Origin of the sequence: Halomonas sp. 3F2F (assembly GCF_014897805.1) — a bacterium.
In the GTDB taxonomy this organism is placed as follows: domain Bacteria; phylum Pseudomonadota; class Gammaproteobacteria; order Pseudomonadales; family Halomonadaceae; genus Vreelandella.
In genome coordinates this window covers 51,565-68,483 of record NZ_JABUZE010000065.1, presented here as the reverse complement: position 1 = coordinate 68,483, position 16,919 = coordinate 51,565, and the positions used below count along the sequence as shown (strand labels likewise).

General features: G+C 52.8%; 13 protein-coding genes, 1 tRNA gene and 1 pseudogene. 7 read left to right on the top strand and 8 right to left on the bottom strand.

From position 1 onward, the window contains the following. Positions 1-3: 3 nt before the first annotated feature. From pcaF to INT21_RS07465, 5 genes are all read right to left on the bottom strand, one after another. A complete protein-coding gene (gene pcaF, locus INT21_RS07485) occupies positions 4-1,206 on the bottom strand; it encodes a 3-oxoadipyl-CoA thiolase (RefSeq protein ID WP_193061099.1) in 1,203 nt (400 codons plus the stop codon). Positions 1,207-1,216: 10 nt separating this feature from the next. After that, positions 1,217-1,990: a CoA-transferase subunit beta gene (locus tag INT21_RS07480; RefSeq protein ID WP_193061100.1), complete on the bottom strand. Its 774-nt coding sequence runs from the start codon at positions 1,988-1,990 to the stop codon at positions 1,217-1,219. Then, complete coding sequence (locus tag INT21_RS07475; protein WP_193061101.1) at positions 1,987-2,808, bottom strand: CoA transferase subunit A; 822 nt, start codon at positions 2,806-2,808, stop codon at positions 1,987-1,989. Before INT21_RS07475 ends, INT21_RS07480 begins: the two co-directional genes overlap by 4 nt. Positions 2,809-3,139: 331 nt before the next feature. Then, positions 3,140-3,583 carry a type II 3-dehydroquinate dehydratase gene (gene aroQ, locus INT21_RS07470; protein WP_089040415.1) on the bottom strand — a complete coding sequence of 148 codons (444 nt, stop codon included), beginning with the start codon at positions 3,581-3,583 and terminating at the stop codon, positions 3,140-3,142. A gap of 967 nt (positions 3,584-4,550) precedes the next feature. Further along, a complete protein-coding gene (locus tag INT21_RS07465) occupies positions 4,551-5,459 on the bottom strand; it encodes a LysR substrate-binding domain-containing protein (RefSeq protein ID WP_319022098.1) in 909 nt (302 codons plus the stop codon). A gap of 111 nt (positions 5,460-5,570) precedes the next feature. Between INT21_RS07465 and INT21_RS07460 the strand changes: the two genes are divergently transcribed. Further along, complete coding sequence (locus tag INT21_RS07460) at positions 5,571-6,563, top strand: YeiH family protein (RefSeq protein ID WP_193061103.1); 993 nt, start codon at positions 5,571-5,573, stop codon at positions 6,561-6,563. 195 nt (positions 6,564-6,758) lie between these two features. Next, on the top strand, positions 6,759-7,607 hold the full coding sequence (locus tag INT21_RS07455; protein WP_193061104.1) for a sulfurtransferase: 849 nt from the start codon (positions 6,759-6,761) through the stop codon (positions 7,605-7,607). Between the two features lie 217 nt (positions 7,608-7,824). On the opposite strand, the gene INT21_RS07450 is transcribed toward INT21_RS07455, so the two are convergent. Beyond that, positions 7,825-7,901 (bottom strand) — tRNA-Arg (locus INT21_RS07450). Positions 7,902-8,044: 143 nt separating this feature from the next. Here INT21_RS07450 and INT21_RS07445 point away from each other — a divergent pair. Together INT21_RS07445 and INT21_RS07440 are read left to right on the top strand one after the other, a co-directional pair. After that, positions 8,045-9,040 carry a TRAP transporter substrate-binding protein gene (locus INT21_RS07445; protein ID WP_193068604.1) on the top strand — a complete coding sequence of 332 codons (996 nt, stop codon included), beginning with the start codon at positions 8,045-8,047 and terminating at the stop codon, positions 9,038-9,040. A gap of 121 nt (positions 9,041-9,161) precedes the next feature. Continuing rightward, positions 9,162-10,109: a LysR family transcriptional regulator gene (locus INT21_RS07440; RefSeq protein ID WP_193061106.1), complete on the top strand. Its 948-nt coding sequence runs from the start codon at positions 9,162-9,164 to the stop codon at positions 10,107-10,109. A 34-nt stretch (positions 10,110-10,143) separates the two neighbouring features. Here INT21_RS07440 and INT21_RS07435 read toward each other — a convergent pair whose 3' ends face one another. Continuing rightward, positions 10,144-11,535: an FAD-binding oxidoreductase gene (locus tag INT21_RS07435; RefSeq protein WP_193061107.1), complete on the bottom strand. Its 1,392-nt coding sequence runs from the start codon at positions 11,533-11,535 to the stop codon at positions 10,144-10,146. A gap of 290 nt (positions 11,536-11,825) precedes the next feature. Here INT21_RS07435 and INT21_RS07430 point away from each other — a divergent pair, with 290 nt between their 5' ends. From INT21_RS07430 to INT21_RS07420, 3 genes and pseudogenes are all read left to right on the top strand, one after another. Further along, on the top strand, positions 11,826-12,866 hold the full coding sequence (locus INT21_RS07430) for a TRAP transporter substrate-binding protein (protein ID WP_193061108.1): 1,041 nt from the start codon (positions 11,826-11,828) through the stop codon (positions 12,864-12,866). Next, the gene (locus INT21_RS07425; protein WP_038479280.1) at positions 12,866-13,390 is read left to right on the top strand and encodes a TRAP transporter small permease; all 525 of its coding nucleotides are present in this window, start codon (positions 12,866-12,868) and stop codon (positions 13,388-13,390) included. The genes INT21_RS07430 and INT21_RS07425 overlap by 1 nt, the downstream gene beginning before the upstream one ends. Further along, positions 13,387-14,646 (top strand): annotated as a pseudogene (locus tag INT21_RS07420) (TRAP transporter large permease); the annotation flags it as partial. The gene INT21_RS07425 and the pseudogene INT21_RS07420, both read left to right, overlap by 4 nt. A 284-nt stretch (positions 14,647-14,930) precedes the next feature. Here the strand turns inward: INT21_RS07420 and INT21_RS07415 are convergent. Beyond that, positions 14,931-16,724, bottom strand: a complete 1,794-nt coding sequence (locus INT21_RS07415) for a methyl-accepting chemotaxis protein (RefSeq protein WP_193061109.1) — start codon at positions 16,722-16,724, stop codon at positions 14,931-14,933. Positions 16,725-16,919: the final 195 nt, after the last annotated feature.

Below are 16,919 nucleotides of genomic sequence, written 5' to 3'. Positions count from 1 at the left end.
CCGTTAAACGCGTTCAATCAGCGTGGCGATACCCTGGCCCACGCCTACACACATGGTGCACAATGCATAGCGCTTGCCGCTGTTTTGCAGCTCGTGAGCAGCGGTCATTAACAAGCGCGCACCGGACATACCCAGCGGGTGACCCAGGGCAATCGCGCCGCCGTTGGGGTTGACGCGAGGGTCGTCGTCTTTAAGGCCCAAGTCGCGCATACAGGCCAGCGCCTGGGCGGCAAACGCTTCGTTGAACTCAAACACATCAATATCGTTCATGGTGATACCGGTACGTTTGAGCAGTTTTTGCACAGCGGGTACCGGGCCATAGCCCATGATGCGCGGCTCAACGCCAGCGGTGGCCATGCCGATGATTTTCGCCATCGGCTTAAGACCGTGTTGCTTAACCGCGGCCTCGCTGGCTACCAGCATGGCGGCAGCGCCATCGTTAACTCCCGAGGCGTTGCCAGCGGTGACGCTACCACCTTCACGGAACGGCGTAGGCAACCCTGCCAGTTTTTCCAGGGAGGTTTCCCGCAGGTGCTCATCCTGATCAAAGATTAGCGGCGCCTGCTTGCGGCGGGGAATCTCGATGGCGGTGATCTCTTGGGCAAAGCGCCCCGCTTTTTGGGCGGCAGCGGCTTTCTGCTGAGAGCGTAGGGCAAAGGCATCCTGATCTTCCCGAGAGATAGTGAACTGCTCGGCGACGTTTTCCGCCGTTTCTGGCATCGAATCAACACCGTAGGCTTTCTTCATCAGCGGGTTGATAAAGCGCCAGCCGATGGTGGTATCTTCGATCTTTTGCCCGCGCGCAAAAGCGCCTTCAGCCTTTCCCATCACGTAGGGCGCTCGCGACATGGACTCCACGCCGCCTGCCAGTGCCAGCTCCATTTCGCCCGCTTTAATCGCGCGAAACGCGGTACCGACCGCGTCCATGCCCGAGCCGCACAGGCGGTTCATGGTCGTGCCGGGCACCGAAGTCGGGATGCCCGCCAGCAGCGACGACATACGCGCCACATTGCGGTTATCTTCACCGGCCTGGTTGGCGCAGCCCATAAACACTTCGTCAATGGCAGCAGGGTCGAGATCCGGCGCTTCCGCCAGTACGGCTTTAAAGATCGTCGCGGCGAAATCATCGGGGCGCACGCTGGCCAAGGTACCAGCGAAGCGGCCAATGGCAGTGCGGCGCGGGTGGCATAAATAGACATCACTCATACAAAGCTCCTTATTCGCCCGCGTGGGCCCGCTCGGTGCGTGCTTTCAGTTCGCGCAATATTTTAAGCTCGTTGGAATTCGGTTCCGGCGTGCTCTCTAACTGTTCGGCAAAGCGTATATCCCAGCCGGTCGCATCAGTCACTTGTTCACGGGTGACGCCAGGATGCAGCGATACCACTACCAGCTCTTTGGTATCCGGATCGGGCTTCATCACGCACAGGTCAGTAATGACACGGGTAGGGCCTTTGCCAATATTAGGCACGTTATCGCGCCCCTTGCCGTCACGTCCAAAGCCTAGCGTGGTGACGAAATCGACATCTTTCACAAACGCGCGCTTTGAGTGCTTCAAGGTAATAAACACTTCACCTGCATTGGTGGCGATTTCCGGTGCACCGCCGCCGCCTGGCAAACGAACCTTGGGCGCTTTGTAATCACCGATCAGCGTGGTGTTAAGGTTGGCAAAGCGGTCGATTTGCGCAGTGCCTAAAAAGCCCACATTGACTTTGCCACCCTGTAACCAGTAACGGAACATTTCTGGCACGGCCACCGTGGTCAACGCTGATTCGCACAGCTCACCGTCACCAATAGAGAGCGGCAGAATCTCAGGCTTGGTTTGCAGGGTGCCGGACTCATAAATCAGCACTACCTCAGGCGCATGGGTTAGGCGTGCCAGGTTGGCGGCTTCAGAAGGTAGACCAATACCCACAAAGCAGGTCATGCCATTTTCTAACGCACGGGCAGCGGTCACAGTCATCATTTCAGAAGAGGTGTATTCCTGACTCATTTGGCTTGCTCCTCTGCACCGTAGATATTCTTGTCGATCCATTGCGTAAAGGTATCGCGGTCACGAGCAATGGCATCCCACTCTTTATAGAAGCGGTTGCTGCGACCGTAGTAGCCATGGGTATACGAAGGCAGTGCGCCCTTTTCTGCCACGGCAACAGCACTAATCGCCCAGCCAGGAATCACGCAAGCATTGGGATGAGCGTTCAGGTCATCGACAATCTCTTCCACGGTGACAATGCTGTGCTTAGCAGCCAACACCGCCTCTTTCTGTACGCCAACAATACCTTCCACCAGCACATTACCTTGTCGATCTGCCCGTTGAGCGTGAATGATCGACACATCCGGCCGCACAGCAGGAACCGCTGCTAGGCGTTCACCGGTAAATGGGCACTCAATAAATTTGATTTGGTCATTCACGCTCGGCAGCTCGCTACCGACATAGCCACGCAGCACAGCCATCGGCAGGCCAGCAGCCCCGGCCTCAAAGGCGCAGGCCATCGCGGCATGACTGTGCTCAAGAATCTCAATTTTGCGCGGCCAGCCTTTCTCAACCGCATCGCGCAGTCGATGCAGCGAGCCCACGCCGGGGTTACCGCCCCAGGAGAAGATCACCTTTTTAGCACAGCCCGCGCCAATCAACTGGTCGTAGATGATATCGGGGGTCATGCGGATCAGCGTCAGGTCGCGCTTTTTCTGACGGATCACTTCGTGGCCCGCGGCAAACGGAATCAGGTGGGTAAAGCCCTCCATGGCAACGGTGGCGCCATCTTCGACGTAGCGCGCTACCGCGTCATGCAAGCTCAAGAACTCAGCCATAGGTCTCCTCCTGGCAGTGACTCTCGACAAGTTCGAATAACGAACTTTGATTTGTAGTGCGAGCAATTTACTCCCGTCATATTCACTCGTCAAACCCCACCAAGCACGCATACAAAAGGGGAGGCTAAGCCTCCCCTTTCGTCAACATAGGTAAAAACCCTGTCATTTCAGATAATTATTCATTCTTCAGACAAGCAGCCGCACGCGCTACTTGGCGTAAGCTACTACCAAGGTATAGCGTCGGGTCACAGGCGTTACGCAGCTCTTCATGAAGGAGGTATCTTTATGGTCTTTCTACTGCTTTTTGCCCTCGTACTGCTTCGCGTACCGTTTAAACGCAGGATTTTATGATGGCGTTTAAAGCGGCCTGGTAACCCTCCGTCCCAAGCCCCGCAATGACCCCATCTGCCCGCTGCGAGACATAGGAGTGATGACGAAAGCTTTCGCGTTTATGAACATTTGAGATATGCACCTCAATGACCCTACCTTCAAAGGCATTGAGCGCATCCAGGATAGCGACAGACGTATGGGTATAGGCGGCTGGGTTTATGATGATAGCTAGCGTGCCATCGAGACGCGCCGCATGGATGGCGTCAATTAATTCGCCCTCGTGATTGCTTTGAAAACAGCTGATATCCCAGCCCTGTCTCTCAGCTGTTTCAGCCAAAGCATTATTAACATCGTCCAGCGTCTCATAACCGTAAACGTCTGGTTGGCGAACACCTAAAAGATTTAAGTTAGGTCCGTGAAGAACCGTTACTTTTGGTTGTCCCACTGCTCATCTCCTTTCGTCGCATTACGTCACCCCACCTATTGCTGCCCGGTGGTGGAGCAAAGGATACTCCGCAGCATATCAAGGAAAGGGAATTGTTTGGACAATGCCGCTATGTAGAGTTTTTTTCGGCACCCTGAAGACCGAATACTTCGAACTGAACCGATTCTTCACCATTGAGCAGTTGAAACGAGGCATTGCCGAAACCATCCATCAAACCTAAAAGGTCAGTGTGCAGTAACTTTTCCCACACCTTCTAGTTAACGTTCCAGTGCTAAGCGGGCACAGGGAACGTCGACTGTAATAGCTCGATTGAAGGCGGGGAGATTTACTGTAGTATCGTCGAACGCAGCGGACCTACGGCGTCTCAGTCAGTGCGGGTCTGGGGCAACAAGTTCGCAATGCATTAACCCCGAAGGACACGGCTTTCCTTTCAAGAAGGGAAAAGCATGTTTGATAAGCCTAAAAGCTCAGGAAAGCGTCTCAAGCCTTTAGGCTACTTGAGTTACTTCAGCTCAACTTCAACAAAAGAAAAAGCGTTCTCGCCAATATTGATGACATTATGTTCGGTGCCTTCTAATTTAAAGAGAAATTTTATTGAGTAGTGAACCGCTATTATGGGGTTAGTTTTTATTGTCCCGTGAGAAAGCGCTGATGCACCTAAACAATAGCTTCTACAACCGATAAGTGTTTGGCCTGCGGTGTACTGTCAATTAACCTGACGTGCACCACAGGCTTCTCTGGGAACAAATCGCCGTCGTTAAGGCATCTGCCTCAATTGATCCAAAGCTTTTTTATAGTGGGCTCGCGCTGCTAACGCCTCTTCAAGCGTGACTTTTAAGAAGCGTACTTTCTGATGAGCTTCTGATGTGACCGAATTGATGCCATTTACTGGCAGCCTGAGCGTGAAAAGCAGTGTCACCGATAGGCTCTGTGCACAACACATATTAGCTGTACATTTCGAACCCAGTTATTGTGGCCTGCCTGGCTTCGGAGGATTGCCATGATTATCGATCAAAAAAACCTTAAACGCTTGCCACAACGGGCTCCGATAACGCTCTGGATGCCACACCAATGAAAAAATCCTGGTTAGCTTTAACCCACTGTTCAGCGAAACCAATTCTCCTCTTTCAAGCTCCCCTTCCACACTGCGATGAGAGAGGCAGCCCAAACCGAGGCCAGCTTTCACTGCTTGCTTGATGGCTTCATGCTGGCTGAGCTCCATACGCACCTGCAATCGTTCGACATGATGTAACACAGCGGCTTCAAATACTTCGCGCGTGCCTGATCCAGGTTCGCGCAGTATCCAGGCGGCAGCTCTGATATCAGCGTCATCAAGCCACTCCTTCCTGGCAAGGGGATGCTGTGGGAAACAGACAATCACAAGCTGGTCTTCGCACCATGTTTCACTCTTCAGGCGCGATTCGTGGCACTGCCCTTCGATCAGCCCCAAATCAGCATCAAAACGCAGCAGATCTGTAATCACCTCTCCCGTGTTACGCAATCGTAGCCGAAGATCCACCCTCGGGTTCTGATTGCTGAAGTATCCAGCCAGAGGGGGGAGCAGATAGGTACCTGTGGTAGCGCTGGCCGATATATTAAGCGTGCCCTGCAATTGGCTTTCAGGATCCTCAGCGACAGCAACAAAATCGGCCATACCTTCCAGAAGGCGCTCAGCACGGGGTAACAGGTAGCTTCCCATACTATTGAGCTGTAAGCGTCGGCCAAGCCGCTCGAAGAGCTCGACACCCAGATGACGCTCAAGATCTGAGAGCGATTGGCTAATAGTCGATTGAGACAGCTTCAAGTGATCAGCAGCAGCAATAACAGTGCCGTCACGAGCAACAGCGACAAAAACCTGTAACTGGCGAAAAGTCACATGAGGGGTCATATATCGTTTTTACCGAACAGCCATATGGTTATATGCTGATAACCATAAAGTATTTTTGTCCCTATGCTAGCCACGTATGCACCAACAAGAGAAAGCATCATGTGGCAAGGTCTGATTCTGTGTAGCACATTAACATTGGCAGGTTTTGGCTTGGCTAACCTCCCCGGACTCGCTTCCAAAGGTATTAGTCCATTGGTATTCGCCTTACTGTTAGGCTTGGTTGTGGGTAACCTACCTCTTGCACACCGCCTTCCAAGTACTCAACCTGGGCTAACATTCGCCACTCGCTGGCTGCTGCGGGGTGGCATTGTACTGTTTGGCCTGTCATTAACCCTGCAACAAGTCTTCGCCCTTGGCTTTAAGGTGTTGCTGTTGGATCTGGTGGTGATCTGCAGTGTTCTCATCATCGGCTATCAAATCGGCACCCGCATACTGGGTATGGATCGTGAAACAACACTATTAACAAGTGCAGGCAGTGCCATCTGCGGTGCCGCGGCGGTGCTCGCCACCGAAACGGTCATTCGTTCACGGCCCGCGGCCTCCTCCATAGCAGTCGCCACTGTCGTGCTGTTCGGCACAATGGGAATGCTTGTCTACCCTCTTTTATACCCGCTTGCAGGAATGAACGAAGGTCTCTTTGGTGTCTATATCGGTGCGACTGTCCACGAAGTCGCCCAGGTCGTGGCCGCTGCTGATGCGGTGGGCCCCGAGGCATTGGCCAGTGCGGTCATTGTCAAAATGGTTCGCGTGATACTGCTGCTGCCCTTCCTATTGATCGTCGGGCAATGGTGGCTTCGTCAGCAGGCCAGTGAATCAGGGTCAGCAGCGGGCAAGCCGGTGATCCCCTGGTTTGCCTTCGGCTTCATCGCCATGATTGTGTTCAACAGTATTATCCACTTGCCTAGCGGCCTCCATCAGATACTCGTTCTGGCGGGTCAGATTGCGTTGACCATGGCCATGGCCGCACTGGGGTTTGAAACCCGAATCGAAAAGCTCAAGGAGTTGGGTATCCGCCCTTTTATACTGGGGTTCATCCTGTTTGGCTTACTTCTGGTAGGGGGTGGCCTAGCCAGTCAGCTTCTGATGGGCTGAACAACCTGCGCGATATCACGCTCTTATCCGACTATGCCGATAAACACCGCGCGACCGGCAAGCCAATTCACTTAGTAGGCGTGGAGTTTTCAAGCGCTCGACGGCAGATAGCAGCGTTTGCGGTAGAGATGCTATAACACATTTCTGCTTAGCGCCCGAATAACACAAACTGCCAGCACCTGATCGGAGAACATCATGTCATCCCCCCTCGTGACGACCCAATGGCTGCAAGACAACCTAGATAATGAACGGTTAGTGCTGATCGATGCGAGCATGGCGACGGTGATTGGTAAAGAGCCTATCGTCTATGATCGCCCGGTGTGGATACCGGGTAGCCGCCAGATCGATCTTGAAGGCGTGCTTTGTGACACCGGCTCTTCTATGACCCACGCCTTTCCAACAGAGGAACAAGTCACTAGGGAAGCTCAACGGCTAGGCATTACGACCGAAAGCCTAGTCGTATTATACGATAATCAAGGCATCTATTCGGCGCCTCGGGCCTGGTGGATTTTCCGGTCAATGGGCGTTAAACACGTTTTTGTTCTGGATGGAGGATTGCCACAGTGGCTAGCCGAACAGCGGGACGTTGTTTCTACCATCACGGAAACGACAACCAAGCCAGGCAACTTCGTCGCCAACCTTGATCACAGTCGAGTGCGAAACTCAGCGTACGTTTTGCACCATCTGGACGATAGCCGAGTAACCGTTGTTGATGCCCGATCACGTTCACGTTTCCTGGCACAGGTGCCTGAACCCCGCCCTGGGGTGCGCAGTGGCCATATCCCCAATTCTCATAATCTGCCGTTTACAGAGGTGCTAGAGGGAAATTGTTTTAAACCTGTTAGCGAGCTGAAGGCAATCTTCATAACGCTTGCTCCGTCTCTCCAATCTAACAATGAACCCCAACTGGTGTTTTCCTGTGGCTCGGGCATCACCGCCTGTATCCTTCTGCTGGCTGCCGAACTAGCGGGATACCATCAGCTATCGTTGTACGACGGTTCTTGGGCAGACTGGGGGAGCGATGAATCACTCCCAGTGGCTTAGGCTTTGTATGAATGGCTCTGACCAATAGCAATGGACGCTTCACAAACCTCTACGCAAGCAGCAAGCGTCGGGCTTGAATTCGCTACACTCCAAGCACACAGAGGCTATGGGTCTCAACACGATGGCGAACGCTACGAAGTGCATAAAGGAACCAAAGGTGGGAAAACAGGGTGCCAACAAAAAAGCCCACGATTTCTCGTGGGCTTTTTCATTAATTTGGCGCGCCCGGTAGGAATTGAACCTACGACCTTCGGCTTCGGAGGCCGACACTCTATCCAACTGAGCTACGGGCGCTTTGGGTGCGTATCGTACCCGTGTGGGCGCGCTGTGTCCAGCTAGTCAGCGGTTTTACAGGCGCTTTGATTGACCGTTTTCCGCAGTGTGGTGCATGCTTTGGGAGCACTTCCTATCTTTAGTGAAACTGGGAACACACTATAATGAAAACTTTTGCACGTAACACGCTGGCACTGGGCATTTCACTGACGCTAGTAAGCGCCGCGAATGCCGCTGATTTTGCTGATATGGACCCCGTTACCCTGCGTTTGGCCCACGTGGTCAACGAGCAAGATGGTTTCCATATCGCCGCGACCAAGTTTGAAGAACTGGTGGAAGAACGCACCGATGGCAAGGTCAACATCGAGATCTACCCTAATGCTTCCCTAGGCGACGAGCGCACGCTACTGGAAGGCATGCAGATCGGCACCGTGGATATGGGGCTGATTACCAACGGTCCGGTGGCCAACTTTGTGGAAGAGATGGCGGTGTTTGAACTGCCGTTCCTATTTCCTTCACCAGAAGCCGCTTATGGCGTGCTAGATGGCCCGATCGGCCAGGAGCTGCTAGATAAGCTGTCTGATGTAAACCTGAAAGGCTTGGCCTACGCAGAGCGCGGCTTCCGCAACCTGACCAACAGCGAACGCGCGGTGAATTCACCGGAAGATTTGGATGGGCTACGCATTCGTGTGATGGAAAACCCGGTGTACACCGACACCTTCCGCGAGCTGGGTGCCAACGCTATTCCCATGGCATGGACAGAAGCGCTGACCGCCATGCAGCAGGGCACTATCGACGGCCAGGAAAACCCGGTGAACGTTATCCATTCGTTCAAGCTGGATGAAACCCAGAACTACATGACCCTTTCCCGCCATACGTATGCCCCGGCCATTTTTGTAATGGGCATGCCCGTTTGGAACCAACTGCCTGAACAGGCACAAGCCGTACTGAAAGAAACCGCCCAAGAAGCCGCCGAACACGAGCGCCAAGTGAATGCAGATATGGAAGCCGAGCAACTGGCGGCGCTGCGCGAAGCCGGTATGGAAATCAACGAAACGCCGGATATGGAAGCCTTCCAAGCTGCCGTGGCGCCTGTATATGAGAAGTACGGCGAGCAGTTTGGTGACTACCTGCCGCGCATTCAGGAGGCACTTAAGTAAACGGTCTTTGCTACCTGCCCGACTTCCCGTAGCGTGAGGTTGGTTTTATTGAAGTGACCGATAGCTGTTTGCGCAGTGTCAACGTACTGCGTGAACAGCCTTTGCCAATTAGAGACGCCTGATGACTGAACTAACCAATATAAAGTTGGCAACGAGACTACATAAGATAAATCTCAATTTATTATTGGTTTTTCATACGCTTTATTGGAAAAGGAGCTTAACCCTTACCGCAGAAGCGCTCTGCCTAAGCCAGCCAGCCGTCAGCCATTCGCTAAAGAAGTTACGCCTGCTGATGGATGACCCGCTATTTATTAAAACGCTGGATGGCATGCAGCCAACTCCGCTTGCCCGGCAGATGGATGCCGCTGTGGCCAAAGGGGTGTTTTACTTCGATCAGGCGGTGTATAGCAACAGCGAGTTCTCACCGGCCACATCGAAACGCGAGTTTCGTGTCAGCCTGGTGGACTATGTAAGCCAGCAGTTACAACCTAAGCTTATTCAGCACTGTTTAACCCATGCGCCCGACTTATGCTTCAATATGTTGTCTACCCGCATAGCCAGTGCCGAAGATGCTCAGCACGCCATACAAGCCCACGATATCGACCTCGCCATGGTGCAGTTGGAAAGCTTGCCACTCACCTCTTATCACGAATACCTGTTTGATGATGTGATTGGCTGTGTTGGTGATGCTTCCCTATACGGAGACAACAACACGATCACGCTTGACGCTTTTTTAAACGCCCCACAAATCGCATTATCTCACCGCGAAGACAGCCCATTGTTAATCAATGAGAAGCTGAGAATACTGGGGTTAGAACGCAAAATCGTCGCCAAAACACCCTATATCACTCCTCTCCAAGAGATACTGGTCTCGACGAATTTACTCTGTGTGGTGACTGAGAGTGCCGCCAAGGTGATTTGTCGCAACAATAGCCTGAAGTTCTACGCCCTGCCCCTAGATGTAGCGCCCTTTAAAGTATGCCTATGCTGGGATGAAAGGAAGGATCACGACTCAGGCATACACTGGTTAAGATCGCTAATTAGGGAGCTGATAACACCCGCTCCCTAAGGCTGGCGATACTTACTGACCATTCAGGCAAACGCTAGTCCAGCGCTATCACTTTGCCGGGGTTCAATAGACCTTTGGGATCCAGCGCGGTTTTCAGGCGTTTCATTAAGGCAATCTCCTCACTGGTACGAGAAACTGACAGATAGTCCTTTTTCTCAAGACCAATGCCGTGTTCTGCAGAAATGGAACCGCCAAACGCTTTCAGAGACGAATAGACAAGCTGTTCAACCTGGCGTCGGCTGTCCGGGCTATCGTCACGTACCGTGATCATAATGTGTAAGTTGCCATCACCAAGGTGACCAAATACCACCATTTTGCCTGATTGAGGCCACTGGGCTTCAAGGTTCTCTTCTAAAATATCGACATACGCTTGCATACTGGGAATCGGCAGGCTGACATCGTAGGAGAACATCGGTTTCAGCTCGTTCACCAGCACTTCGATATCTTCTCTTATGGCCCAGATCGCCTGACGCTGGGCTTGGGAGCTCGCCAAGGCCGCATCGGTGATCAAATCGACCTCTAGTGCCTTTTGCAGCACTTGGGAAAAACGCTCGGCGTCCTCGGCCTCATCCAGCCCCAACGTTTCAATAATGGCGTAGAAAGGTGAGTTATCCGCTAGTACAGGCGCATTCTTACCGCTTTCGGTGGTCATCAGTTTATAGTGATTATTCCACAGCGCTTCAAAGGCACTGAGGCTATTGGCTAGCTCACGAGAGACAAGATTCAGCAGTTGAGTCAACGCATCGAAAGAGGGCACCGCCACTAATGCCGTTTGCTCGCTGGGCATGTCGGGTTGTAACCGTAGTACTGCACGGGTCACGATTCCCAACGTACCTTCACTGCCAATAAACAGCTGCTTCAGATCGTATCCTGCATTGTTTTTCAGCATTTTATTCAATGAGCTCACTACGGTGCCGTCGCTAAGTACAGCCTCTAGTCCCAGTACCTGCTGGCGCATCATGCCGTAGCGTATTACCCGTATACCACCCGCATTGGTGGCGATGTTGCCACCAATGGTGCAAGAGCCTCTTGCCCCCAAGTCAAGTGGGAACTGCATATCGATCTCTTGCGCTGCTTCCTGTACGCGCTGCAGGGTCACCCCAGCCTGAGCTAGAACTGTGGAACCAACCGGGTCGATCTCCTCTATTTGATTCATCAACTCCAGTGACACGACGATTTCGCCCGGGCTTGCCACCCCGCCATGCACAATGCCGGTCATGCCCCCGTGTGTCACCACAGGCTGGTCAGCCTGATAACACAAAGCCATAACACGGCTCAGCTGTTCTGTGCTGCGCGGCCTAACAATCGCCTTAGCGCGACAAGGCGCCCCTGTAAACCAATCTACGCTGCGCTGCGAGACATCATCACCAAGCAGTACCCCCGAAGGACCGACGATTGCAACAAGGTCGTTCAGCAACTTATCCATTTCTTATTCCTGATTTAGCTGACCACACCATTGGTTTAAGCACTTGGCGTTTAAAACCCTGTAGTGCTTCATTCAAAAGTGCGCAATTAAAAGTAACCTCTTGCAGGTTATCGCCAACCTAAAAATCACTCAAGTACAAGTTATATAAAGTTTTTTCGGATTAGCAGAACGAATAGTGGAATAAAAATAAGTAATTTGCCCCCTATAATCAATGTGATATAGATGAGCATTAAGAAGATAATAAAACCACGCCTCAATATAATTAAAACCACTAATTCTTAGGAGATAATGTGAGTAACCTTGCCTGCTTTACGCTGAACGCTGTGACTAAATCGGCACGCCAACTTAAACAGCTAACTCTTCCCCTTATTGGTGTAGGTCTACTCAGCTTGCCCCTCGCTGGACAAGCGGAAGAGATAGCCCCTACTACGCTGCGCCTAGCCCATGTAGTGAATACGGAAGATACTTACCATATTGCTGCTGAGCGCTTCCAACAGCTGATTAGCGAACGTACCGATGGCGCGGTTAGCGTGGATATTTATCCGAATGCCTCGCTGGGCGATGAGCGCACTTTATTAGAAGGTATGCAAATCGGCACTGTGGATATGGGCATTATCACCAACGGGCCGGTGGCTAACTTCGTTGATGAGTTCTCCGTTTTCGAGCTCCCGTTTCTCTTTCCTAGCTCCGAAGCGGCCTATACTGTGCTGGATGGTGAAATCGGCCAGGAAATCCTAGGCAAATTACAGGATGTGAACCTGAAAGGATTGGCATACGCTGAACGTGGCTTTCGGAATATCACTAATAGCCAGCATGCAATCAATGCCCCTGAAGACCTTCAAGGCCTAAGGCTGCGGGTCATCGAAAATGAGGTTTATGTTGATACATTCCGCGGGCTCGGTGCCAACGCTGTACCCATGGCCTGGACAGAGGCATTAACCGCCTTGCAGCAAGGCACTATTGATGGCCAAGAGAACCCCGTTAACGCTATTCATGCCTTCAACCTTGCGGAAACCCAGGACTACCTAACGATGACTCGGCATATTTATGCGCCAGCAACGTTTATTATGAGCCTTCCCGCCTGGAACGGCCTCCAGGTAGAGCTTCAGCCCATTGTTCTGGATGTCGCCAAGCAAGCATCTGCATACGCAAGAGAGCAGAATGCTATCATGGAAGCTGAACAACTGGCTGAGCTTCGCGAGGCGGGCATGGAGATCAACGAAACTCCAGATATTGAAGCCTTCCAGACCGCCGTGGCGCCAGTGTATGAGAAGTATGGCGAGCAGTTTGGTGATTACCTACCGCGCATTCAGGAGGCGCTAAATCAGTGATGGCGTTTGCACAGCCACTTTTAACACTATTGAAACGTAGCGAACGCGGGCTGGATGCCATCATCCAGCCCGTGGTCTTTGCAGGCATGGCAGCATTAATTGGTGTGATCACTCTGCAGATTGTGTCGCGGGTGCTGTTCAGCGCCGTTGGCTGGACGGAAGAAGTCGCGCGCTTTCTACTGGTGTGGATTACGTTTTTAGCCAGCAGCTTAGCCTTCCAGCGCGGGCGGCATATCGCCGTGACCTTTGCCGTGGATGCGCTTCCCCTGCCCTTGCGCAAGCTGGCGCGCTTGGCTGCACTGGCGGTGGTGCTGGCGTTTATGATCGCGCTAATCGTGATTGGCTACCGCTATATGCAGGTGCAAAGCTTTCAGAAATCCGCCTCACTGCGGCTTTCGATGACCTACATCTATGCAGTCATTCCACTTTCTGCCGCCATCATGGCGTGGTACGCCCTGGTGGATATGATCGACGTACTGGTGAACGGTGAGCCGACGGTCGCCGCGCCGGAGGAGCCACTATGACTCTGGTGCTGTTCGGGCTGTTCTTCCTGTTTATGCTACTGGGAGTGCCGATTGCCTTTGCGATTGGCGCAAGCACGCTTTATGCGCTGTACCAGTCGGGCGTGCCACTCATGGTGGTCACCCAGCAGATGTTCCAGGGCATTAACTCGTTTGCTCTGGTCGCTATCCCGATGTTTATTCTGGCCGGTGACTTAATGGCCCAGGGTAAGGTTAGCGAGCGGCTGGTGAGCTTTGCCGATTCGTTAGTCGGCTTTATGCGCGGCGGGCTTTCGGTGGTATCGGTAATGGCAGGCATGTTCTTCGCAGCTATCTCCGGCTCTGGTGCGGCCACCACCGCCGCAGTGGGTTCAAGCCTAGTGCCAGAGCTTAAGCGTAAAGGCTACGATCCTGCCTCAGCGGCGAGCTTAATTGCTGCCAGCGGTACGATTGGCGTTGTGATTCCCCCTTCGGTGCCGATGATTATCTACGCGGTGATTGCTCAGCAGTCGGTATCAAAGCTGTTTTTGAACGGCTTTTTGCCGGGGCTGGCAATGGGGCTGGGGCTGATGGCCATTGCGATCACTCAGGCCTATAAGCGCCAGTACCCCAAAGGCACACCGCTGTCGCTGCCGACCATTTGGCGCACGCTGAAAGCGGCTAGCTGGGGGCTGATGACGCCGGTGATTATTCTGGGCGGTATCTTCTCGGGCATTTTCACGCCTTCAGAAGCGGCCGTGGTCGCAGTCAACTATGCGCTGCTGGTGTCGCTGTTTGTGTATCGGGATTTAACCCTGCCCCAGGTGTATAAGCTGCTGATTCGCTCGGCGATGACCACCGCGGTGATTATGCTGGTGATTGCCATGTCGGCAGTACTCAGCTGGACACTTTCAAGCTGGCAGGTACCCGGCGCCATCGCCCAGGCAGTGCTGTCGCTTTCCACCAACCCCTACGTGATTATGCTGCTGGTCGTGGCCGTGATTCTGCTCACGGGGGTGTTTATCGAGACCGCTAGCGCTTTGATTATTCTTACCCCGGTGTTGCTGCCGCTGGTACTGCAATTGGGCATCGACCCGATCCACTTTGGTTTGATTATTGTGGTGGGGCTATCGATTGGCATGATTACCCCGCCGGTTGCGATCAACCTCTATGTGGCTTCGTCAGTCACTCAGCTACCGCTGGAGCGCATCACTCGGGCAATTATCCCGTATCTTTTAGGCTTGATTGGGGTGCTGCTATTGGTGGTTTATGTACCGATCCTGCTGGGCTGGTCGGGAAGTCTACTACGTTCTTTCTACTACGTTCTTTCTACTACGTTCTTTCTACTACGTTCTTTCTACTACGTTCTTTCTACTACGTTCTTTCTACTACGTTCTTTCTACTACGTTCTTTCTACTACGTTCTTTCTACTACGTTCTTTCTACTACGTTCTTTCTACTACGTTCTTTCTACTACGTTCTTTCTACTACGTTTTTTGCGACGACGTTTCGTCTACTGGGCGTGTTTGCTACTGCTGGCTGTTTAACAAGGCGTATTTTCAGCCAGCAGGAGCATAGCGTTAGGCTTAAAACTCTTCCCAGTCGTCTTCGCCAGCGTTAACCGGAGCAGGCTTAGAAGAGAGCACGGGGCGCTTGAGCGCCTGTTGCGCACTTGGTGTGCTAGAAGGCAGAGACTGACGCGGTTGGTTTAACGCTGGCCGTGTCGATGAAGCTTGTGGCTCATCGTCGCCAAGCACAAAGGTGTTGATCAGCTCATTAAGGTGCTCGGCATGACGGCGCATGTTGCTAGCAGCTGTAGTGGATTCCTGCACCATGGCAGCGTTTTGCTGGGTCATGGTATCCATTTCCGCGACGGCGGTGTTGATCTGGCCAATACCGCTACTTTGCTCCTTGGCACCCGCCGTAATCTCGCCGATCACATCAGTTACCTTGGAGACACTTTCCACAATGTCATGCATCGTCGCACCCGCCTTACGCACTAGCTCGGCACCGGTGTGGGTGTGCTTAACAGAGCTATCAATCAGCGTACGAATCTCTTTTGACGCATTGCTAGAGCGGCTAGCCAGTGTGCGTACTTCTTGCGCGACGACCGCAAAGCCACGGCCATGCTCACCCGCCCGTGCGGCTTCCACCGAGGCGTTAAGCGCCAGAATGTTGGTTTGGAAAGCGATGGCGTCAATCATGGTGATGATTTCGCTGATACGCGTCGCCGAGTCGTTGATATCGTGCATCGTCCGCTCGACCTGTCCCATGGCTTCTTCACCATGTTGGGCTACTTCAGCAGTGGACTGCACCAGCTGATTGGCCTGCTGGGCATTATCTGCACTGTGATTCACAGTCGAGGTAATTTCTTCCATGGAAGCCGACGTTTCCTGCAGGTTGGCAGCAGCCTGCTCGGTACGGGTGGCCAGTTCCTCGGAACTATGGGAGATTTCTCCCGCCGAATGATAAACACTCATGGTGCTACGGCGCACATCACGCAGGGTTTCCTGCATGCGCTCGACAAAGGCATTGAACTGAACCGCTAGGTTACCCACCTCGTCATTGCTTTCTACCGCTAGGCGGCGAGTAAGGTCGCCACGGCCTTGAGCGATATCGTGCATAGCGCTGGCGGTGCGTTTAATCGGCCCGACGGTGCGACGCACAAAGCCAAATGCGAGCAGCGCCACTGCTAGAAACAAGGCGGCACCCAACAAAATAGCGAACAGGATAGACTGGCGTAGATCCGCGTTAGCGGTCGCCTCAAGTTCTGCAACAACCGCATCAACATCGGTGACGTAAACCCCGGCACCGATCATCCAGCCCCACTTTTCTAGACTCTCTACATACGAGTGCTTCGGCTCAATCTCGCGGGTGCTTGGGTACTCCCATAAGTAACTATGGAAACCGCCACCGTTCTTGGCAACCTGCAGAATATCGCGAATAAGGTAATTTCCGTCTGGGGTTCTTACGTCCATCATGTTGGTACCTTCACGCTCTGGCGCAGGGGCCGTCACGATATTGTTACCATCGAAGTCGTAGATAAAAACGTAGTTATTACCTTCAAAGCGCATGGCGCGCACGATCTCGGCTACCTGCTGTTTGGCTTCCTCATCATTGGCACCTGCTTGCTCATAAATAGGGGAAATAGCGGACGTCGCCATTTGCACAATATCGCGCACTGCATTGCGGCGCTCTTCAATCAGCACCTCACGCTGATTCGCCAGCGTCTCATGGGTGTTTTGAATGCGTCCGTAGGCGTCAAACGCGACTAACCCTGCGGTCACTATGAAAAGCGGCAGTAGGACAAGCATCAGCACCTTAGCCTGTAAGCTAAGGTTCCGTTTTGGCAAGGTCGAAGCAGGAGGAGGAGTAGCCATAAAGTGTTTCTCAGTAGGTCAACGGAAGAATTTTTAATAGTTTTATGTGTTTTTTATCGACCTAACCTGTGTCAACTTTAACCACTTCGCGTACTTTTTGTTTATGAACAGCAAATTAACGCGCAAAATTGCGCTTTCATAACCTACGTTAAGGTTATCTTCGGCCTACCCGTCCACTGTAGGGGTGTGGTGGCC